Source organism: Mesorhizobium sp. WSM4821, assembly GCF_055901555.1.
Window position 1 is genome coordinate 3,746,015 of the sequence record NZ_CM148371.1, and the last position, 19,640, is coordinate 3,765,654.

Here is a 19,640-nt window from a genome sequence, read left to right on the forward strand (position 1 = left end):
CATGGCTTGGCCGGCAACAGCCAAGGAGGAGGATGTTACATATGGAAATGCAACGTTATGAAACTCATGGGCACCTTTATGCATTCTGTTCTGGATCGCCACCGGTAGCGGGGGCGTGATCAGAGGAGAGATATCATGAAGAAACTCATTCTTGCGTCGGTTTCGGCGCTTGCCCTGCTTGGCGTCGCGGCATGCAGCGACAGCGGCACGGGTGGGGACGGTACGACCACGCAGAGCACCAATCCGCCGGCGAACGAACAGCCGATGCAGCCTGAGACTACGCAGCCGGCCGAGCCGGCTCCGGCACAGCCGGCGCCCGCGCAGTAGTTCTGATTTAACGAGCAGGAGGCCGGCATGACGCCGGCCCCCTGACGGATTTGGACACGCGACTTGCAGTCGAAAGCGGTGACCCGGGTCACCGCAAAAGCGAACGCATGGCCGCGCGCATCATTTTTCGCCGAGGATCATCTCAGCCCGGCATTTTCCGCGCCAGTTCCCCGAGCAGGCCGAACCTCGCCGTTATGAGGGCAACGATCGGTCAGGGTCCGCGAAATCGATTGGGCCGGCCCTGCGGCACTGTCTTCGCTTGATAGCGGTAGGCGGTTGGCCCTATTAGGTGCTTATGTCCATTTGGGATCGCCTCGGCGACTTCATCACACGCGTTTCGTCCTCAACCTCGTCGGGTGTCGCCGACGTCGTCGAGGCCGTGCGGACGGTTTTCTCCGGCGATGCGGATCTGCGCCGGCGCGTCGCTTTCTCGGTGGCGATGATTGCGCTGTCGGCCAAGATGGCCAAGGCGGACGGCATCGTCACGCAGGACGAGGTGCGCGCCTTCCAGGAAATATTCGAAGTGCCGAAGGAGCAGACGCGTAACGTGGCGCGGCTCTACGATCTGGCCAAGCGCGACATTGCCGGCTTCGAGACCTATGCCGAGCGGATGGCGCAGCTTTGCGGCTCCGGCCATTCGAACTGCGTGATGCTGGAGGATATCCTCGACGGGCTGTTCCACATCGCCAAGGCCGACGGGCTGGTCCATGAGCGGGAAGGCCAGTTCCTGCATCGCATCGCCGAGATCTTCCGGATCGAGGAGGCGCATTACCAGAGCATTCTGGCGCGGCACGTCGATCTGGGTGCGGCCGATCCCTACGTCGTGCTCGGCATCGAACGGGGAAAGCCGTTCGAGGAGGTCCGAAAGCGCTATCGCAAGCTGGTTTCGGACAACCATCCCGACCGGCTGATCGCGCGCGGCCTGCCGCAGGAATTCATCAAGATCGCAACGAGCAGAATAGCGGCGATCAACGCGGCCTATGAGATGATCGAACGAGGCCTGCGGCACGCATGAGCGGCTTCCTGCCCGACGAGCCGAACGCCGAGGTAAGGGTATCGCCGAATTTCGGCCCACGGCGCGAGACGGCAATGCCCGACATGATCGTGCTGCACTACACCGGCATGACGACCGGCGGCGGCGCCGAAGCCCGGCTGTGCGATCCAGCCAGCGAGGTCTCTTCGCACTATCTCGTCCATGAGGACGGCCGCATCGTCCAGATGGTCAGGGAAAGCGACCGTGCCTGGCATGCCGGCAAGGGTTCCTGGTTCGGGCGCGCCGACATCAACTCCTGTTCGGTCGGCATCGAGATCGTCAATCCGGGACATTTGCTGGGCTATCGGAATTTTCCCAAACGGCAGATCGACGCGGTGATCGGCCTGTGCAAGGGGATCGTCCAGCGGCATTCCATTCCAGCCCAACGGGTGCTCGCCCATTCCGACGTGGCACCGGGACGCAAGGTCGACCCGGGCGAGAAATTCCCCTGGAAGGCTCTGTTCGAGGCCGGTATCGGTCATTTCGTCGAAGCGGCACCCATCAGGCGCGGCGCCGTGCTGAAGGCCGGCGACGCGAATGCCGAGGTCGAGGCGTTGCAGTCGATGCTGGCGCTCTACGGTTATGGCGTGGAGATATCAGGCGCTTTCGACCGGCAGACCGAAATTGTCGTTGAAGCTTTCCAGCGGCATTTCCGGCAGCGTTTGGTCGATGGCGTGGCCGACGGGTCGACAATCCGCACGCTGGAAAGGCTGCTTGCTTCCGCGAGGGCAGTTCCGTCCAGCTAGTCTTTTTCTGGTCGTTGAGTTACAATTCGTTACTCAAAGTGATTTGCTTCGCCTTCTTTGCCGCCAATTCGACCGTCAAAGGCGATCCGTGCAAGTTGTCGGATCTACAGCCCCCCAGATGTTCCGATGTTGAATTAGCGTAGCTGCGTGAAACTCTTCACGCGGTCCAACAGAACAGGATCACATGCAGAAATTGACCGTTTTAACGGCAGCTGTTGCTGCCGGCGTAATGACTTTTGCCATCGGTACCGCGAATGGCGCGCCACTGAGCCAGCGAGCAGACCAAGGTTTCATCGCCGCATCCGATAAAACCGCCGCGCCGAAAGCCGCCCAAGGCGCAAAGGAAAAAAAGGTAAAAAGAACTGCCTCCGCAAAGACGGAAAAAGCTAGGGTGGTGAAAAAGCCGGCCTCCGCAAAAAACGCGGTCTCCAAGCGGCATGTGAAGCGCAACAGAAAACGCATCGACCGGACGACTACGGCGTCGATCGGCCGGAAAGGCAAGGCGGTGTCGACGGCGGCTGCCGGCGGCAGCGGTCAGTTCTCGAAGATCATCGAGCGTCATGCCGCCAGCTATGGCGTGCCGGTCTCGCTCGCCAAGGCCGTCATCAAGATCGAGAGCAACTTCCAGCCGAACCAGGTGGGCAGCGCCGGCGAGATCGGCCTGATGCAGATCAAGCCGTCGACGGCACGGATGATGGGGTACAGCGGTTCGATCAAGGGTCTCTACGATCCGGATACCAACATCAAATACGGCATGAAATACCTCGCCATGGCGCGGGATCTCGGCGGCGGCACGACCTGCGGCACGATCCTCAAATACAATGCCGGCCATGGCGCCAAGCGCATGAACCCGGTGTCCGCGGCCTATTGCGGCAAGGTCAAGGTGCAACTGGCCGCGCTTGGAGCGCCGGCCTGATAAGCCGGAACTTGCTTTTTTTGTTTGCGTTTTCGGACGTGAGCCCCTTTATACGCCTTGCCAGCTGGCCGGGCGGCCGCACCCGCGAAGCCGAAAGGCTGCGGGTGAGGAAAGTCCGGGCTCCATGGAGACACGGTGCCGGTTAATGGCCGGCGGGGGCGACCCTAGGGAAAGTGCCACAGAAAGCAGACCGCCACGGTTTTACCGTGGTAAGGGTGAAAGGGTGGGGTAAGAGCCCACCGCGCGACTGGCAACAGGAGCGGCACGGTAAACCCCACCGGGAGCAAGACCGAATAGGGACGGTGCGAGGGGAAACCCTCGGGGGCTGTTTCCGGCCCACCGTCCGGGTAGGTTGCGTGAGGCGCATGGCAACATGCGCCCAAGATGAATGGCCGCCACGTTCTCGCCCCGCAAGGGGCGAGGGCCATACAGAACCCGGCTTACAGGCCAGCTGGCAATTTCTCCGGATTCTACAGGCAAATTCCCTGATATCAGCAGGTTGCGCCTTCGGGCGCGCCTGCTGAGTCAGGCGGTTCAGAAACTGAATCAGCTTTGCCGGAAGCAGCGAGGCATGGCTACATTCTTGAAATTGGTGCGATTTACCATCCGTGGGTGGAGAGTGTCAGGAGCGCATCATGGGCCAGGTCGACAAACGCAGCATCACGCTTTCGCCCGAACTGGCGGTGGCGGTCGACGACGTGGTTGCCGCCGGCGAGTACGCTTCGGCGAGTGAGGTGATCCGCGACGCGCTCAGGCAATGGAAAGACCGGCGCGATTTGCACGGCTATACGGTCGAGGAGTTGCGCAAGCTGGTGCAGGAAGGGATAGAAAGCGGGCCGGGACGATTCGCGTCGATCGACGAAATCAAGGCTGAAGCGCGTAGACGATTGAAATCCGATAACGCGGCATGAATTTGCTGCCCAACATCCCGAACTGCAAATGCAGAAGAGGACTTGATCGCGATCGCGCGAGACGACGAGGCTGCCGCGGACCGGCTGCTCGATCGGATCGAAGCCCGCTGGCAGCAACTGGCGACTTATCCCTTCTCGGGCGCGCCGCGCAAAGACATTGCGCCAGGCATCCGCCATCTGGTGGTCGGCGAATATCCTTACCTTTTACCGTGTCGGCGAAGATGCGATCGAAATTCTGCGCCTGCTGCATGGCCGACGCAATATCGAAGCAGACGATCTGAGTTCGTGATCGGGTCGTTCAGCCGCTGACGCCGTCTAGCGACGCCTCGATCGCTTGCCAAAGCTCTTCCACCGGCTCGCAGCCGACCGACAGGCGGACGAAGCCTGGCGGAACCGCGTCTCCTCTTTTCGCCCGCCGTTCGGCGGCGGTGTGCACGCCTCCGAACGACGTCGCCGCCTGCATGAGCGCACAATTGTTGATGAAGTCCTCGGCCTTGTCCTCAGAGGCGAGCTCGAAGGAGATCAGAAAGCCGAAGCGCTCCATCTGGGCGCGGGCGAGATTGTGCGAAGGGTCGCTTTCCAGACCCGGAAAGCGCAAGCCGCTGACCGCCTGATGATCCTTCAGCCGGCGCGCTATCACTTCGGCGGAAGCGCACATCCGGTCGAAACGAACCTCCAGCGTTTCGAGGCCGCGATGCACCAGCCATGCCTCGAACGGGCCAGGAATTGAGCCTGAGGTCTCACGCCAGCCGGATACGGCGGCGATGATGTCCGGATTCCGGCTGGCGACATGGCCGAACAGCACGTCGGAATGACCGTTGGGTGCCTTGGTATCGGCGGCAACAACGATGTCGGCGCCGAGATCGAGCGGGCGCTGGCCGAAGGGCGTCATCGTCGTGTTGTCGACCGCAAGGATTGCTCCCGCTCTGTGCACGGCTTCGGCGACAGCGGCGATGTCGCAGAGATCCAATCCCGGGTTGGCGGGCGTCTCGACGAAGGCCAGTCGATATCCATCGAAGCCGCCATCGAGGAAGGTCGACGTCGACCGGACGTCGTAGGCGACGCCGAACGGTTTCAGGAAGCGATCTGCCAGCGCCCGTGTGGTGTGATAGCCGTCCGACGGCAGCAGGATACGGTCGCCGGCTTTGAGCAGCCCGAAAAAAACCGCCGAGATCGCAGCCATTCCCGAGGGGAAAGCGACGCATGGCGCGCCTTCCAGATGCGCCAGCATGTGCTCGACCGCGTCCCAGGTCGGATTGCTGAAGCGGCCGTATTGGTCGAAGCCGGTGGCGTCGCCGGGTGCATGGAAAATGGCGGCCATGGTCAGGGGCAAAGGGATTGGGTCGCCCTTGGCAAGCCTGCCGCGACGCAGATGAGGAAGTGCCGCGGCGCGCGATCTGGCTGTTTCGGGCATGGATTTCAAACCTTGTTTCTAACCGAGAAAAGAATCTGGCCGACCGGGAAAGGGCGGGCCGACGCTATGCGTGGCGGCGTTCCGCGGCAAGCCGCTCCGGTTGGGCCAAACGACGCTAAACGCTTCGTTAGGCTTAATGGAGGATAAAGACGGGAGTGCCGTCAAAGTTGTTCTCACGGGTGGTGGCGCGCGCGTTTGTGAAGCTTGTTCCCGTTGACGCCCATAGTGCCCCATGATATCCCATATCAATATTCAAGCCTTCGTTCCGCGTCAGGGTGAAGCGTACGCCAATCGGGCAGCCGCGGCGGCTGCGCGTTTGCCTGTTTTCGCCCCTCGGAGGGAAGCGAGTTTTGGGCAGGGACCGCGCTGCGGCGGCGCGGACGGGAAGATGCAGAGGGGTGCGGCGGCGCAAGCGGCCGTAACGCGTAATGGACCGGTTTCTGTCAAACGCGGTGAACAAGGTCGATGCGAAGGGGCGGGTGTCCGTTCCGGCGCATTTCCGTGCGGTTGTGCAGAAACGCGGCTATTCGGAACTCTATGGGCTGCGCTGCCTGGATCGTCCGGCGATGGATGTCGGCGGGCTCGACCTGCTCGACCGCTACGAGCAGCGCATCGCGCAGGAAGATCCTTTCCTGCAGACGGCGGACGACATGTCGTTCTTCTGCCACGGCGACGGAGCCTTCCTGAAGCTCGATCAGGACGGCCGCATCACGATGACCGATTTCATCCGCGAGCATACGGGCATTGCCGCGGAAGTGGCTTTTGTCGGCCGCGGCAATTTCTTTCAGATCTGGGAACCTGGACGGCTCACCGCCTACGGGGCGGAAGCACGCGCCCGGCTTTTAAAGCTTCGGCAGGGGACGAAGCCTGGGGAGCGACCGGAATGATGGCGGGCTACGGCGATGACCCTCACGCCGTTGGCGGACCGGCCCGTCACATTCCGGTCCTCCTTGCCGAAGTGCTGGAGGCGCTTTCGCCCAAATCCGGCGAGGTGATCGTCGACGGCACCTTCGGCGCCGGTGGCTATACCAAAGCCATCCTGGCAAGCGGCGCCTCGGTCGTCGCCATCGACCGCGATCCGGATGCGATCGCTGTGGGGCGTGTCCTCGAACAACAGGCGGGCAGCAAACTCAGCCTTGTTCAGGCGCCGTTCTCGACATTGGACGAGCATGTCGAAAGCGCTGACGGCGTGGTGCTCGACATCGGCGTGTCCTCCATGCAGATCGACGAGGCGGAGCGCGGCTTTTCGTTCCGCGCCGATGGGCCGCTCGACATGCGCATGGCGCAAACAGGCCTGAGCGCCGCCGATGTCGTCAACAGCTTCAAGGTGGGAGACCTTGCCCGCATCTTCGGGTTTCTTGGCGAAGAGCGCCATGCCGGCCGCATCGCCCGCATGATCGAAAGCCGTCGCGAAAAACGTCCGTTCGAGCGCACGCTCGACCTTGCCGACGCCATCGAGACGCATATCGGCCGCGCGCCCAAGGACAAGATCCATCCGGCGACCCGCGTTTTCCAGGCGCTGCGCATTTTCGTCAATGACGAACTCGGCGAACTGGCCAAAGCGCTGTTTGCGGCTGAACGCGTGCTGAAACCGGGCGGACGGCTGGCCGTGGTGACCTTCCACTCGCTGGAAGACCGCATCGTCAAACGCTTCATCGCCGATCGCGCCGATGCGGCGACCGGATCGCGGCACCTGCCCGAGGTCCAGGCGCGCACCGCCACCTTCAAGAAAGCAGGCGGCGGCGTGACCCCCGATGAGGCCGAGATATCAGCCAATCCGCGCGCGCGCTCGGCAAGGCTGCGCACTGCTGTGCGCACCGACGCGTCGGCGCGTGCCGGCGACTTTTCGATTTTCGGGCTTCCAAAACTTCCTGACCCAAAACTTCCCGGTGCCGACAGGCCGGGAGAGAGGTGAGCACGTGTTTCGTACCAGCGACATAGTCCTTATCGCCGTCATGGTCTCGGCTGCGGCCCTGACCTACAAGACCAAGCGCGAGGCCGAGGAACAATTGGCGGCGGTGCACAAGCTCCAGGCACAGATCCGCTACGAGGAGGACACGATCGACCTCCTGAAGGCGGACTGGAGCCTGCTTACCCAGCCGTCGCGCCTGCAAAAGCTGGCTGAGATCTACAAATCGCAGCTCGCGCTCGAGCCGGTCAACGCTCGCCAGATCATCGGTCTGGACGATCTGCCGGCAAAACCTCTCACCATCGAGGACCTTTCGTCCCAGCGGCTGGGCGGCATGGCCGACAGTTCTGGCGAGGGATCCTTGGACGGCAAGGACCCCGTGGTGACCGGAGGCATTGTCCAATGACCAAACTTCCATCGATCGCCAAGCTTCCAATGATCTCCAGGCTTCCATCGATCGCCAGGCTGCTGAAGCGCCGCGCCAAGTCGGAAGGCGGATCGATTGTGGTCGAAGGCGCCCGCAAGGCGACCGGCGGCAAGGGCAGGACCCGCATCGTGATGACGATGGCGGTTTTCTTCGGCATCTACTCGACCATCACCGGGCGGCTGGTCTATCTGGGTTTCCAGAATCCCGACCTGTCCGGCGGCCCGCAGAGCCGGGTGACGGCGTCACGGCCCGACATCGTCGACCGCAACGGCGAAGTGCTGGCCACGGACATCAAAACGGCGTCGCTGTTTGCCGAACCGCGCCGCATCGTCGACGCAGACGAGGCGATCGAAAAACTGTCGATGGTGCTTCCCGAAATTGACTACGAGCAGACCTACCACAAGCTGAAGAGCGGCGCCGGCTTCGTCTGGCTGCAGCGGCAACTGACGCCTAAACAACAATCTGACATCATGCAGCTCGGCATTCCCGGCTTCGGCTTCCGCACCGAAAAGCGCCGTTTCTACCCTGCCGGCGAAACCTCGTCCTACATTGTCGGCCTCACCAACGTCGACAACCAGGGCATCTCCGGGATGGAGAAATACATCGACGAACAGGGGCTGAGCGACCTTCAGGCGTCGGGCCTTGCGGTTGCCAAGGATCTGAAGCCGGTTCGGCTTTCGATCGACCTGCGCGTCCAGCATATCGTGCGTGACGAGGTTGCCACCGGCATGGAGAAATACCACGCGATCGCGGCGGGCGCCGTCGTTCTCAACATCAAGACCGGCGAAGTGATGGCGATGGCCTCGGTTCCGGATTTCGATCCGAACAATCCCTACAATGCGCAGGACAAGGACCGCTTGAACCGCATGTCGGCCGGCCTCTATGAAATGGGTTCGACCTTGAAGAGCTTCACCACCGCCATGGCGCTCGATTCCGGGAAGGTGACGCTGGAAAGCCGTTTCGACGCTTCGCGCCCGATCAGGATCGGCCGTCAGACCATCCATGATTTTCACGGCAAAGCCCGGGTGCTGTCGGTGCCGGAAGTGTTCATCTACTCGTCTAACATCGGTTCGGCCAAGGAAGCCGAAGCGGTCGGCATCCAGGGGCATCGCGAATTCCTGCATCGGCTGGGGATCCTCGAGAGGATGCAGACGGAACTGCCCGAGGTCGCCCGCCCGACCGAGCCCAAAGTCTGGAAACAAGTCCATTCGATCACCATCGCCTTCGGTCACGGTGTGTCGACGACGCCGCTGCAGACGGCGGTCGGCTGCGCCGCGCTGCTGAACGGCGGCTATCTGATCCAGCCGACATTCCTGAAGCGCGCGCAGGAGCAGGCAATGGCGGTGGCCAAGAAAGTGGTCAGCGACAAGACCGTCGAGAGCATGCGCTATCTCTACGCCCTGAATGCCGAGAAAGGGTCAGGCAGAAACGCCAGGGTTCCGGGCTATCGCGTCGGCGGCAAGACGGGAACGGCCGAGAAAGTTGTCAACGGCCGCTACTCAAAGGACAAGAATTTCAACGCCTTCGTCGCGGCTTTCCCGATGGACGACCCGCAATATGTCGTGCTTACGATCGCCGACGAACCGAAGCCGGAAAAACCCGGCATGGGTGCGACGGCCGCCTCGAATGCAGGCGTCATGGCAGCGAACATCATCCGACGTTCAGCTTCCATGCTTGGCGTAAAGCCAGATTTCAGCCATGAAAATGGCGCAACGCTGGTTTCCTATCAGTGATTCTTAGGGCGCGCCGGCAACTGCGCGCTATTTTGTTGTGATGAACGGGGTTCGATGAAGCTGAAAGATCTAGCCGGTATCCTGCCTGTCGAGGGAACAGCTCCCTTCGATGTGGAGGTTACCGGGATTTCGTCGGATTCCCGCAAGGTGAGGCCGGGCGTGGTCTTCTTTGCGCTCACCGGCACCAAGGCGGATGGCGCCGCCTATGCCGCCGATGCCGCCGAACGCGGCGCAGCAGCGATCGTGGCCGGCAAGGGCAGCGCCGTCGCCGGACTGCGGGTGCCGGTTATCGCCGTCGACGATCCGCGCCTTGGGCTGGCGCTGAGTGCCGCCCGATACTTCGGCAGACAACCGCAAACCATGGTCGCGGTGACCGGCACCAGCGGCAAGACATCGGTTGCGGCCTTTACCAGGCAGATCTGGGAGCAATCAGGCTTTGCCGCGGCTTCGATCGGCACGACCGGCGTGGTGGCGCCGGGCCGCAACGAATATGGCTCGCTGACCACCCCCGACCCGGTCGATCTGCACAGGCTGCTGATGGAACTGGCGGATGCGGGCGTCACCCATGCATCGATGGAGGCCTCCAGCCACGGCCTCGACCAGCGCCGGCTCGACGGCGTGAAGCTTGCGGCCGGCGGTTTCACCAATCTCGGCCGCGACCACATGGACTATCACCCGACGGTCGAGGACTATCATCGCGCCAAGCTGCGCCTGTTCGACACGCTGCTGCCGAAGGGCGCGGCGGCCGTGATCTTTGCCGACGATCCGTGGTCGGAGCCGACGATCAGGGCGGCGAGGGCGGCGGGGCTGAACGTGCTGACTGTCGGCCGCCATGGCGACTTCCTGCGGCTGAAGCGGGTCGAGCACGAGCGCCACCGCCAGCGCGCCGAGGTGGAAGTCGATGGCGTTCTCCACGAGGTCGACTTGCCGCTGGCCGGCGATTTCCAGATAGCCAATGCCCTGGTTTCGGCAGGCCTCGCCATCTCCACTGGAACGCCTGCCGCCAAAGCCCTGATGGCGTTGGAGAAATTGAAAGGCGCGCCGGGCCGGCTCGACCTCGTCGGCACGACATCCAATGGCGCGCCGGTCTATGTCGACTACGCGCATAAGCCGGACGCGCTGGAAAACGTTCTGACCTCGGTGCGCCCTTTCACCACCGGCCGCGTCATCGTCGTGTTCGGCTGCGGCGGCGACCGCGACCGGGGCAAACGTCCGATCATGGGCGAGATCGCCACGCGGCTCGCCGATGTCGTCATCGTCACCGACGACAATCCGCGCTCGGAAGTGCCCGAAACGATCCGCGCCGCGATCCTTGCCGCTGCACCCGGCGCCATCGAGATCGGCGACCGGCGCAGGGCGATCCACGAGGCCGTCGCCATGCTCCATGCCGGCGACACGCTGATCGTGGCCGGCAAGGGCCATGAGGAAGGCCAGACCATCGGCGCCGAGACGCTGCACTTTTCCGACCATGAGGAGGTCCGCTCCGCGCTCCAGGAGCAAGCCGCATGAGCTTCCTGTGGACCTCCGAGGATCTCGTCGCCGCCATGGGCGGACGGCCGCTCGGCTCGATGCCGGAGGGCGTTTCCGGCATCTCGATCGACAGCCGCAGCCTGCAACCGGGCGATGCCTTCTTCGCCATCAAGGGCGAGGCGATGGACGGCCATGATTTCGCGACCGCCGCCATCAAGGCCGGCGCCGGCGTGCTGGTCGTCGCCGAGGGCAAGCTGCCGTCGCTCGGGCGGCTGACGGCGCCGATGATCGTCGTGCAGGACGTGCTCGCCGCACTGGAAAAGCTAGGGCTGGCGGCCCGTGCGCGCTCGAACGCCAGGATCATCGCGGTGACCGGTTCGGCGGGCAAGACCACCACCAAGGAAGCGCTGCGCCATGTGTTGTCGGCGGTCGGCAAGGTGCACGCGTCGGCCCAGTCTTTCAACAATCACTGGGGCGTGCCGCTGACGCTGGCGCGGATGCCGGCGGATTGCGACTACGCCGTCTTCGAGATCGGCATGAACCATCCGGACGAGATCCGGCCGCTGGTCAAGATGGTCCGGCCGCATGTCGCCCTTGTCACGCTGATCGCAGCGGCACATCTCGGCTTCTTCCGCAACCTGGACGAAATCGCCAAGGCCAAGGCCGAGATTTTCGAGGGGCTGGAACCGGACGGTGCCGTCCTTCTCAACCGCGACGATCCGCGCTGGAAGCTTCTGGACAAGATGGCGAGAGCCGCCGGCGTCGAGCACATTTACGGGTTTGGCGAGAACGCCCATGCGACCTTCAAACTGCTCGAATGCGCGCTGCATGCCGATCATTCCGTCATCACCGCCAAGATCGGCGGACAGGAGATCACCGCCAGGGTTGGCGCGCCGGGCCGACACATGGTGCAGAATGTGCTGGCCGTGCTGGGTGCCGCGCATCTGGTCGGCGCCGACATCGCCAGGGTGGCGACGGCGCTGGCCGATCTTTCGGCCGAGCGCGGACGCGGCAAGCGCCATGTGCTGCGCCACCCCAAGGGTCCGATCACGCTGATCGACGAGAGCTACAACGCCAATCCGGCGTCGATGAGCGCTGCAATGGCCCTGCTCAACGCGACGCCGGTGTCGGGCGAAGGCAGGCGCATCGCCGTGCTCGGCGACATGCTCGAACTCGGCGACCACTCGGCGAAGCTGCATGCGGCACTTGCCGGTCTCATCGTCGGCACCGACACGCGCACGGTCTTCCTCGCCGGCCCGGAAATGCGGGCGCTGGCCGATGTCCTGCCCGACGAGATCGAGACGGAGTATCGTCCCAGTGCAGAGGATCTGAAGCTGGTGCTTCTGTCGGCGCTGAAGCCTGGCGATGTGGTGATGATCAAGTCGTCCAAAGGCATCGGGTTTTCCAAGCTGGTCGATGCATTGCTCGGCAAATTTCCGGCCGCAGCCACAACCGCCAAACAGACCTAGAGCCAGGACCGGGGACCGCATCGCATGTTCACACTGCTCGTCGAATTCGCGGACAAGATCTCGGTCTTCAACGTCTTCCGCTACATAACCTTCCGCACCGGCGGCGCGCTGATCACCGCGGCGCTGATCGTCTTTATCTTCGGGCCGGCCATCATCAATTCGCTGAGGCTGCGGCAGGGCAAGGGCCAGCCGATCCGGGCCGACGGGCCGCAGACGCATTTCAAGAAAGCCGGCACGCCGACCATGGGCGGGCTGATGATCCTGTGCGGCATCGTCGGCTCGTCGCTTTTGTGGGCGAACCTGTCCAGCATCTATGTCTGGGTGGTGCTGCTGGTGACGCTCGGTTTCGGCTCGATCGGCTTCTATGACGATTATCTCAAGGTGACGAAGCAATCGCATCTCGGCTTTTCCGGCAAGGCGCGGCTGGGGCTTGAATTCGTCATCGCCGGCATCGCCGCCTGGGTGATCATGCACAACGGCCAGGCGCCGTTCTCGTCGTCGCTGACTTTTCCCTTCGCCAAGGAATTTCTCATCAATCTCGGCTGGTTCTTCATCCCGTTCTCCTGCTTCGTCATCGTCGGCGCCGGCAATGCGGTGAACCTGACAGATGGCCTCGACGGGCTGGCGATCGTGCCGATCATGATCGCGGCGGCCTCCTTCGGCGTCATCGCTTATCTCTCCGGCAATGCGGTGTTCGCTGAATATCTGCAGATCCATTTCGTGCCCGGCACCGGCGAACTGGCGGTGGTCCTGGGCGCGGTCATCGGTGCCGGCCTCGGCTTCCTATGGTTCAACGCCCCGCCAGCGGCAATCTTCATGGGCGATACCGGATCGCTGGCCCTGGGCGGCCTGATCGGCACGGTCGCGGTCGCCACCAAGCACGAGATCGTGCTTGTCATCGTCGGCGGCCTGTTCGTCGTCGAGATCCTGTCGGTCATCATCCAGGTCGGCTACTTCAAGATGACCGGCAAGCGCGTGTTCCTGATGGCGCCGATCCACCATCATTTCGAAAAGCTCGGCTGGACCGAGAGCCAGGTGGTGATCCGCTTCTGGATCATCGCCGTCATCCTGGCGCTGGTCGGCCTGTCGACCCTGAAGCTCAGATAGGAGGCCACTTGATCCCCGCCGCTTCCTTCGCAGGCAAGTGCGTTTCGCTCTTCGGGCTCGGCGGCTCCGGGGTTGCCACGGCGCGCGCGCTGATCGAAGGCGGAGCGGACGTGCTGGCCTGGGACGACAATCCCGACAGCGTCGCCAAGGCCGAGGCCGTCGGCATCGCGACCGGCGATCTGCGCGCCGCCGCCTGGGCGAAGTTCTCGGCCTTCGTGCTGTCGCCCGGCGTGCCGCTGACGCATCCGAAGCCGCACTGGACGGTGGAACTCGCGCGCGCTTCAGGCGTCGAGATCATTGGCGACATCGAGCTTTTCTGCCGCGAGCGGATCTTGCTGGCGCCGGCAGCACCCTTCATCGCCATCACCGGAACCAACGGCAAATCGACGACCACGGCGCTGACGGCGCATATCCTGAAATCGGCCGGGCGCGACACGCAGATGGGCGGCAATATCGGTCGCGCGGTGATGACGCTCGATCCACTGGGCGCCGGACGGCACTATGTCGTGGAATGTTCGTCCTACCAGATCGACCTCGCGCCCTCGATCAATCCGACCGCCGGCGTCCTGCTCAACCTGACGCCCGATCATCTCGACCGCCACGGCACGATGCAGCACTACGCCGCGATCAAGGAACGGTTGGTGGCCGGCAGCGAAACCGCCATCGTCGGTGTCGATGATTCCTGGGGCGCCCAGGCCGCCGACCGGCTGGAGCGGGCAGGCCAGCACGTCATCCGCATTTCCAGGCGCCTGCCGCTGACCGACGGCTACTTCGCCGACGGCACCGATCTGATGGAGGCGGTGCATGGCCGTTACAGCCGCGTTGCCTTTCTCGAAGGCATCGGCTCGCTGCGCGGCCAACACAATGCGCAGAATGCACTGGCCGCCGTCGCCGCCTGCCTCAAGGTCGGGCTCGAACTGGGCGAGATCCAGTCGGGGCTGGAGAGCTTTCCCGGGCTGGCGCACCGCATGGAGCAGGTCGGCCGCAAGGATCATGTCCTGTTCATCAACGATTCCAAGGCGACCAATGCCGATGCGGCAGCGCCCGCATTGTCCAGCTTTGCACGCATCTACTGGATCGCCGGCGGGTTGCCGAAGGAGGGCGGCATCGAGCCGTTGCGCGGCCTCTTTCCACGCATCGCCAAGGCTTATCTGATCGGAGAGGCCGCACCGGGCTTTTCGGCGACGCTCGGCGAGGCCGTGCGCTACGAAATATCAGGCACGCTGGCCGCAGCGGTCGAACACGCCGCAAGCGACGCGGCGAGCGACGATGAAAACGGCGAGGTGGTGGTGCTGCTTTCACCGGCCTGCGCAAGTTTCGACCAGTTCAAGAATTTCGAAGTGCGCGGCGAAGCCTTCAGGCAGGCCGCGACCGCTATTGATGGCGTGAAGCCCATCGGAGGGACACGATAATGCAAAGCCGTCTCGACAAGAGCCCGGTTGCCACCTGGTGGTGGACGGTCGATCGCTGGTTCCTGGCTGCGTTCCTGTCGCTGATGGGGCTTGGCATCGTGCTGTCCTTCGCGGCGAGCCCGGCAGTGGCCCAGCGCATCGGCCTCGACAGTTTCCACTTCGCCACACGGCAGATCATTTTCACCATTCCCGCGCTTGGCGTGATGCTGGCCGTCTCCTTCCTGGAATCGCGGCAGATCAGGCGCATGGCCCTGGCCATGCTGTGCATCATGCTGGTGCTGATGGTGGCGGTTCTCTACATCGGCGTCGAGGTGAAGGGCGCGCGGCGGTGGGTGTCGCTCGCCGGCGTGTCGATCCAGCCGTCGGAATTCCTGAAGCCGGCATTCGTCGTCATCTGCGCCTGGCTGTTTGCCGAACACAAGCGCCAGCCCGACATTCCGGGCAATCTGTTCGCCATGCTGCTGCTGGCCCTCGTCATTTCGCTGCTGGTGGCGCAGCCGGATTTCGGCCAGACCATGCTGGTGCTCGGCACCTGGGGGGTGATGTTCTTCATGGCCGGATTGCCATGGCTGTGGATCGTCGCGCTGGGCGCTGCCGGCGTCGGCGGCGTATTTGCAGCCTATACGGTGTTTCCGCATGTCGCCGGCCGCATCGACCGCTTCATAACCGGCGAGGGCGACACGTTCCAGGTCGACATGGGCCGCGATGCGCTGATCAATGGCGGCTGGTTCGGCGTGGGCCCGGGCGAGGGCACAGTCAAGCGGGTCATACCGGACAGCCATGCCGATTTCGTATTCTCGGTCGCCGGCGAAGAATTCGGACTGATCATGTGCTTCTTCATCATGACCATCTTCGCCTTCATCGTGCTGCGCGGGCTCAGCACCGCGCTCAAGGAGCAGGACGATTTCACGCGCTATGCGGTTGGCGGCCTGGTCACGGTCTTCGGTCTGCAGTCTGTCATCAACATGGCCGTCAATCTGCAGCTGATGCCGGCCAAGGGCATGACCTTGCCGTTCATCTCCTATGGCGGCTCCTCGCAGATCGCCATCGCCATCTCGATGGGCATGGTGCTGGCGCTGACACGCAGGCGGCCGGAAAAACGCAAGCAGCTGGGCTTCGCACCGTCGCAGCGCGCGATGGCGGCGGAGTGAAATGGCGAAGGGGGTCATCCTTCTGGCGGCCGGCGGCACCGGCGGGCATCTCTTCCCGGCCGAGGCGCTGGCGCACGAGCTGACCGGACGCGGCTGGACGGTGCATCTCGCCACCGATGATCGCGCCGAGCGTTTTGCCGGCCAGTTTCCGGCAGCAAGCATCCATCAGTTCAAGTCGGCGACGATGAGTTCGAAAAATCCCTTTGCGATCCTCGCCGCCTTCTGGAAAATCTGGGGCGGCGTGCGGCAGGCATCCGCCGTGATCGACCGGATCAAGCCCGCCGTCGTGGTCGGTTTCGGCGGCTATCCGACGCTGCCGCCGCTCTATGCGGCGACGCGGCGCAAGGTGCCGACGCTTGTTCACGAGCAGAACGCGGTGATGGGGCGCGCCAACAGGGCGTTGGCCGGCCGCGTCGATGCCATCGCCGGCGGGTTTTTGCCGGAAGATTCAAGCGCCGCGGGCGTCAAGACGGTGACGACAGGCAATCCGGTCAGGCCGCAAGTGCTGAAGGCGGCGAAGTCGCCCTATGTGGCGTCTACTGGCAAGCAGCCGTTCCGGCTTCTGGTGTTCGGCGGCAGCCAGGGGGCACAGTTCTTTTCCGATGCACTGCCGGCGGCGGTCGGACAGCTTTCCGGCGCACAACGCAAGCGGCTTGATATCACGCAACAGGCGCGCGCCGACGATGTGGAGCGGGTAAGGGCGGCCTATGCCGCCCTTGGCGTCGAGGCCGAGGTGTCGCCCTTCTTCACCGACATGGCGGCGCGCATGGCTGCGGCGCATCTGGTGATGTCGCGGTCCGGCGCCTCGACCGTATCGGAAATCGCGGTGATCGGCCGGCCGGCGCTGCTGGTGCCCTATCCCCATGCGCTCGACCACGACCAGGCCGCCAATGCCGCGGCATTGGCGGCGGCAGGCGGCGCCGAAGTGCATCCGCAATCCACGCTTTCGTCGGAGCGCATCGCCGCGCTCGTCGGTGCGCTGATGGACGATCCGGAGCGGCTGACCACAATGGCGACGGCGGCGAAGTCGGCCGGAAAACCGGACGCGGCACGGTTGCTCGCCGATCTGACAGAGGCTATTGCGTCGAAGAAAACCGTTTCGGACTTCAGGAAGGAGACGCACGCATGAAGATGCCGCAGACGATCGGCCTTGTGCATTTCATCGGCATCGGCGGCATCGGCATGAGCGGCATCGCCGAGGTGCTGCACAATCTCGGCTACAAGGTGCAAGGGTCCGACCAGGCCGACAGCGCCAATGTGCAGCGGCTGCGCGACGAGGGCATCGAGTGCTTTGTCGGTCATCACGCCGACAATATCGGCGATGCCGAAGTGGTTGTCGTCTCGACGGCGATCAAGAAATCCAATCCGGAGCTGAAGGCCGCGCGCGAGAAACTGCTTCCCGTCGTGCGTCGCGCCGAGATGCTGGCCGAACTGATGCGCTTCCGGCAGGCGGTGGCCATCGGCGGCACGCACGGCAAGACGACGACGACCTCTATGGTGGCGACGCTGCTCGAAGCCGGCGGGCTCGATCCGACCGTGATCAATGGCGGCATCATCAATGCCTATGGCACGAACGCCCGCATGGGCGACGGCGAATGGATGGTGGTCGAGGCCGACGAGAGCGACGGCACCTTCCTGAAGCTGCCGGCCGAGATTGCCGTCGTCACCAACATCGATCCGGAGCATCTCGACCATTACGGCTCCTTCGACAAAGTGCGCGAGGCCTTTCGCCAGTTCGTCGAGAACGTGCCGTTCTACGGCTTCGGCGTCATGTGCACCGACCACCCGGAGGTGCAGGCGCTGGTCAGCCGCATCGAGGACCGACGCGTCATCACCTATGGCGAGAACGCGCAGGCGGACGTGCGTTTCACCAATCACCGGATGGACGGCCCGACCTCGGAATTCGACGTGGTGATCCGCGACCGCAAAACCCGCGAACAGTCGACGATATCGGGCCTGCGCCTGCCGATGCCCGGCCGTCACAACGTCTCCAACGCGACCGCGGCGATCGCCGTCGCGCACGAGCTCGGCCTCTCGGCCGAGGCGATCAGGAAGGGCCTGTCGTCCTTCGCCGGCGTCAAGCGGCGCTTCACCGGTACCGGTTCGTGGAACGGCGTCGAAATCTTCGACGACTACGGCCACCATCCGGTCGAGATCACTGCGGTTCTGAAGGCGGCGCGCGACGCCACCAAGGGCCGCGTCATCGCCATTGCCCAGCCGCACCGCTTCACACGGCTGCATGACCTGTTCGACGAGTTTTCCGTCTGCTTCAACGATGCCGACACGGTGATGGTGGCGCCGGTCTATGCGGCGGGCGAGGAGCCGATCGACGGGGTGACGTCCGAGGCACTGGTGTTCCGCATCCGCGCCGGCGGCCATCGCGACGCGCGCTACATCGAAGGCCCCGCGGCGATCGCGCCTGTTATCCGCGACCTGGCGAAACCAGGCGATCTCGTCGTCTTTCTCGGCGCCGGCAATATCACGCAATGGGCTTACGCGCTGCCTGGGGAACTCGGCGGGACGGTTTCATGACGCGCGGCCCGGCGTTGATCGACAAGCTTGGCGGCCGGCTTGCCGGCCTGCGCGGCCGCATCACGCCGAATGCCGAGATGGACAAGATCACCTGGTTCCGCGTCGGCGGGCTGGCCGACGCGTTGTTCCAGCCGGCCGATGAGGACGATCTCGCCGCGTTCCTGAGGGCGATTCCCGAAGAAATACCGCTGACCATCGTAGGCGTCGGCTCGAACCTGCTTATCCGCGACGGCGGCATTGCGGGCTTCGTCATCCGGCTTTCGGCCAAGGGCTTTGGCGAGGCCGAAGTGATCGCGCCGACCACGATCAAGGCGGGAGCCGCCACGCCCGACAAGCGCCTTGCGGCGGTTGCCTACCAGGCCGGCATCGGTGGCTTCGAGTTTTACCACGGCATTCCGGGCGCCGTCGGCGGCGCGCTGCGGATGAACGCCGGCGCCAATGGCGCCGAGACCAGCGAGCGCGTCGTCGAAGTGCGGGCGCTCGACCGCAAGGGCAATGTGCATACGCTGAGCAACGCCGATATGGGCTACGCCTATCGCCATTCGGCCGCACCTGAAGGGTTGATCTTCACATCGGCGCTGTTCGAAGGTGTTCTGGAAGACAAGCCCAAGATCAAGGCGGCGATGGATGCTGTCCAGCACCATCGCGAGACCGTGCAGCCGATCCGCGAAAAGACCGGCGGCTCGACCTTCAAGAATCCGGAAGGCACCTCGGCCTGGAAGGAAATCGACAAAGCGGGCTGCCGGGGGCTGATGATCGGCGGCGCGCAGATGTCGCCGATGCATTGCAACTTCATGATCAACACGGGAACGGCGACCGGCTACGACCTCGAGTATCTTGGCGAGACCGTGCGCACGCGCGTGCTCGAAAAGTCGGGCATCCGGCTGCATTGGGAAATCAAGCGCATCGGCAATTTCCGGCCGGGGCACCAGGTCCAGGAGTTCCTCGGGCAGCTACTTTAGCACCGTCGGATGTTCATGTGATGCTTGAACTTCAAATGGTCTGAAATCACCGCGCGACCGTTGCGCCAAAGACTCACAACGCAGTTTTTGTGGTCGTTTTTACGGAAAGTGAATCTCTCGG

At 63.7% G+C, this 19,640-nt stretch carries 19 protein-coding genes and 1 other RNA gene; 19 read left to right on the forward strand and 1 reads right to left on the reverse strand.

Annotation, left to right across the window (positions count from 1 at the left end; genetic code table 11):
- Positions 1 to 135 precede the first annotated feature (135 nt).
- The 7 genes from AC0NID_RS18120 to AC0NID_RS18150 all read left to right on the forward strand — a co-directional run bounded on the left by AC0NID_RS18120 (position 136) and on the right by AC0NID_RS18150 (position 4,242).
- A complete protein-coding gene (locus tag AC0NID_RS18120; protein ID WP_473455147.1) occupies positions 136 to 327 on the forward strand; it encodes a hypothetical protein in 192 nt (63 codons plus the stop codon).
- 295 nt (positions 328 to 622) lie between these two features.
- The gene (locus AC0NID_RS18125; RefSeq protein ID WP_145720024.1) at positions 623 to 1,342 is read left to right on the forward strand and encodes a J domain-containing protein; all 720 of its coding nucleotides are present in this window, start codon (positions 623 to 625) and stop codon (positions 1,340 to 1,342) included.
- Positions 1,339 to 2,106: an N-acetylmuramoyl-L-alanine amidase gene (locus AC0NID_RS18130; protein WP_473455146.1), complete on the forward strand. Its 768-nt coding sequence runs from the start codon at positions 1,339 to 1,341 to the stop codon at positions 2,104 to 2,106. Before AC0NID_RS18125 ends, AC0NID_RS18130 begins: the two co-directional genes overlap by 4 nt.
- Before the next feature lie 184 nt (positions 2,107 to 2,290).
- Positions 2,291 to 3,022: a lytic transglycosylase domain-containing protein gene (locus AC0NID_RS18135; protein ID WP_473455145.1), complete on the forward strand. Its 732-nt coding sequence runs from the start codon at positions 2,291 to 2,293 to the stop codon at positions 3,020 to 3,022.
- A 60-nt stretch (positions 3,023 to 3,082) separates the two neighbouring features.
- Positions 3,083 to 3,481: RNase P RNA component class A (gene rnpB, locus AC0NID_RS18140), an RNA gene on the forward strand.
- A gap of 176 nt (positions 3,482 to 3,657) precedes the next feature.
- Positions 3,658 to 3,933, forward strand: coding sequence for a type II toxin-antitoxin system ParD family antitoxin (locus tag AC0NID_RS18145; protein ID WP_473455144.1), 276 nt, complete (start codon positions 3,658 to 3,660; stop codon positions 3,931 to 3,933).
- Between the two features lie 42 nt (positions 3,934 to 3,975).
- A complete protein-coding gene (locus AC0NID_RS18150) occupies positions 3,976 to 4,242 on the forward strand; it encodes a type II toxin-antitoxin system RelE/ParE family toxin (RefSeq protein ID WP_473455143.1) in 267 nt (88 codons plus the stop codon).
- On the opposite strand, the gene AC0NID_RS18155 is transcribed toward AC0NID_RS18150, so the two are convergent.
- Entirely contained in the window at positions 4,232 to 5,347 is a 1,116-nt protein-coding gene (locus AC0NID_RS18155; RefSeq protein ID WP_473455142.1) for a cystathionine gamma-lyase, read from the reverse strand. The two genes, AC0NID_RS18150 and AC0NID_RS18155, sit on opposite strands and share 11 nt — an antisense overlap.
- Positions 5,348 to 5,775: 428 nt before the next feature.
- On the opposite strand from AC0NID_RS18155, the gene mraZ reads away from it, so the two are divergent.
- The 12 genes from mraZ to murB are packed head-to-tail and all read left to right on the forward strand — an operon-like array spanning position 5,776 to position 19,519.
- Positions 5,776 to 6,234 (forward strand): division/cell wall cluster transcriptional repressor MraZ, encoded by a 459-nt coding sequence (mraZ, locus tag AC0NID_RS18160; protein WP_473455141.1) that lies wholly within the window; start codon positions 5,776 to 5,778, stop codon positions 6,232 to 6,234.
- Positions 6,231 to 7,262 (forward strand): 16S rRNA (cytosine(1402)-N(4))-methyltransferase RsmH, encoded by a 1,032-nt coding sequence (rsmH, locus tag AC0NID_RS18165; RefSeq protein WP_473455140.1) that lies wholly within the window; start codon positions 6,231 to 6,233, stop codon positions 7,260 to 7,262. The genes mraZ and rsmH overlap by 4 nt, the downstream gene beginning before the upstream one ends.
- A gap of 4 nt (positions 7,263 to 7,266) precedes the next feature.
- Positions 7,267 to 7,662 (forward strand): cell division protein FtsL, encoded by a 396-nt coding sequence (ftsL, locus tag AC0NID_RS18170; RefSeq protein ID WP_473455138.1) that lies wholly within the window; start codon positions 7,267 to 7,269, stop codon positions 7,660 to 7,662.
- 29 nt (positions 7,663 to 7,691) lie between these two features.
- Entirely contained in the window at positions 7,692 to 9,416 is a 1,725-nt protein-coding gene (locus tag AC0NID_RS18175; RefSeq protein ID WP_473455304.1) for a peptidoglycan D,D-transpeptidase FtsI family protein, read from the forward strand.
- Positions 9,417 to 9,470: 54 nt separating this feature from the next.
- The gene (locus tag AC0NID_RS18180) at positions 9,471 to 10,925 is read left to right on the forward strand and encodes a UDP-N-acetylmuramoyl-L-alanyl-D-glutamate--2,6-diaminopimelate ligase (RefSeq protein WP_473455137.1); all 1,455 of its coding nucleotides are present in this window, start codon (positions 9,471 to 9,473) and stop codon (positions 10,923 to 10,925) included.
- Complete coding sequence (locus AC0NID_RS18185; protein ID WP_473455136.1) at positions 10,922 to 12,355, forward strand: UDP-N-acetylmuramoylalanyl-D-glutamyl-2,6-diaminopimelate--D-alanyl-D-alanine ligase; 1,434 nt, start codon at positions 10,922 to 10,924, stop codon at positions 12,353 to 12,355. The genes AC0NID_RS18180 and AC0NID_RS18185 overlap by 4 nt, the downstream gene beginning before the upstream one ends.
- A gap of 24 nt (positions 12,356 to 12,379) precedes the next feature.
- Entirely contained in the window at positions 12,380 to 13,462 is a 1,083-nt protein-coding gene (gene mraY, locus AC0NID_RS18190) for a phospho-N-acetylmuramoyl-pentapeptide-transferase (RefSeq protein WP_126042941.1), read from the forward strand.
- Between the two features lie 8 nt (positions 13,463 to 13,470).
- Positions 13,471 to 14,874: a UDP-N-acetylmuramoyl-L-alanine--D-glutamate ligase gene (gene murD / locus AC0NID_RS18195; protein WP_473455135.1), complete on the forward strand. Its 1,404-nt coding sequence runs from the start codon at positions 13,471 to 13,473 to the stop codon at positions 14,872 to 14,874.
- Positions 14,874 to 16,025 (forward strand): putative lipid II flippase FtsW, encoded by a 1,152-nt coding sequence (ftsW, locus tag AC0NID_RS18200; protein WP_473455134.1) that lies wholly within the window; start codon positions 14,874 to 14,876, stop codon positions 16,023 to 16,025. The genes murD and ftsW overlap by 1 nt, the downstream gene beginning before the upstream one ends.
- A gap of 1 nt (position 16,026) precedes the next feature.
- Positions 16,027 to 17,154, forward strand: a complete 1,128-nt coding sequence (gene murG, locus AC0NID_RS18205) for an undecaprenyldiphospho-muramoylpentapeptide beta-N-acetylglucosaminyltransferase (protein ID WP_473455133.1) — start codon at positions 16,027 to 16,029, stop codon at positions 17,152 to 17,154.
- Positions 17,151 to 18,557, forward strand: coding sequence for a UDP-N-acetylmuramate--L-alanine ligase (murC, locus tag AC0NID_RS18210; protein WP_473455132.1), 1,407 nt, complete (start codon positions 17,151 to 17,153; stop codon positions 18,555 to 18,557). The genes murG and murC overlap by 4 nt, the downstream gene beginning before the upstream one ends.
- A complete protein-coding gene (gene murB / locus AC0NID_RS18215) occupies positions 18,554 to 19,519 on the forward strand; it encodes a UDP-N-acetylmuramate dehydrogenase (protein WP_473455131.1) in 966 nt (321 codons plus the stop codon). Before murC ends, murB begins: the two co-directional genes overlap by 4 nt.
- Positions 19,520 to 19,640: the final 121 nt, after the last annotated feature.

Bases quoted from the DNA above. Each gene is read 5' to 3' on its own strand.
- AC0NID_RS18120 (WP_473455147.1), top strand. From the start codon at position 136: ATGAAGAAACTCATTCTTGCGTCGGTTTCGGCGCTTGCCCTGCTTGGC.
- AC0NID_RS18125 (WP_145720024.1), top strand. From the start codon at position 623: ATGTCCATTTGGGATCGCCTCGGCGACTTCATCACACGCGTTTCGTCC.
- AC0NID_RS18130 (WP_473455146.1), top strand. From the start codon at position 1,339: ATGAGCGGCTTCCTGCCCGACGAGCCGAACGCCGAGGTAAGGGTATCG.
- AC0NID_RS18135 (WP_473455145.1), top strand. From the start codon at position 2,291: ATGCAGAAATTGACCGTTTTAACGGCAGCTGTTGCTGCCGGCGTAATG.
- AC0NID_RS18145 (WP_473455144.1), top strand. From the start codon at position 3,658: ATGGGCCAGGTCGACAAACGCAGCATCACGCTTTCGCCCGAACTGGCG.
- AC0NID_RS18155 (WP_473455142.1), bottom strand. From the start codon at position 5,347: ATGCCCGAAACAGCCAGATCGCGCGCCGCGGCACTTCCTCATCTGCGT.
- mraZ (WP_473455141.1), top strand. From the start codon at position 5,776: ATGGACCGGTTTCTGTCAAACGCGGTGAACAAGGTCGATGCGAAGGGG.
- rsmH (WP_473455140.1), top strand. From the start codon at position 6,231: ATGATGGCGGGCTACGGCGATGACCCTCACGCCGTTGGCGGACCGGCC.
- AC0NID_RS18175 (WP_473455304.1), top strand. From the start codon at position 7,692: ATGATCTCCAGGCTTCCATCGATCGCCAGGCTGCTGAAGCGCCGCGCC.
- AC0NID_RS18180 (WP_473455137.1), top strand. From the start codon at position 9,471: ATGAAGCTGAAAGATCTAGCCGGTATCCTGCCTGTCGAGGGAACAGCT.
- AC0NID_RS18185 (WP_473455136.1), top strand. From the start codon at position 10,922: ATGAGCTTCCTGTGGACCTCCGAGGATCTCGTCGCCGCCATGGGCGGA.
- mraY (WP_126042941.1), top strand. From the start codon at position 12,380: ATGTTCACACTGCTCGTCGAATTCGCGGACAAGATCTCGGTCTTCAAC.
- ftsW (WP_473455134.1), top strand. From the start codon at position 14,874: ATGCAAAGCCGTCTCGACAAGAGCCCGGTTGCCACCTGGTGGTGGACG.
- murG (WP_473455133.1), top strand. From the start codon at position 16,027: ATGGCGAAGGGGGTCATCCTTCTGGCGGCCGGCGGCACCGGCGGGCAT.
- murC (WP_473455132.1), top strand. From the start codon at position 17,151: ATGAAGATGCCGCAGACGATCGGCCTTGTGCATTTCATCGGCATCGGC.
- murB (WP_473455131.1), top strand. From the start codon at position 18,554: ATGACGCGCGGCCCGGCGTTGATCGACAAGCTTGGCGGCCGGCTTGCC.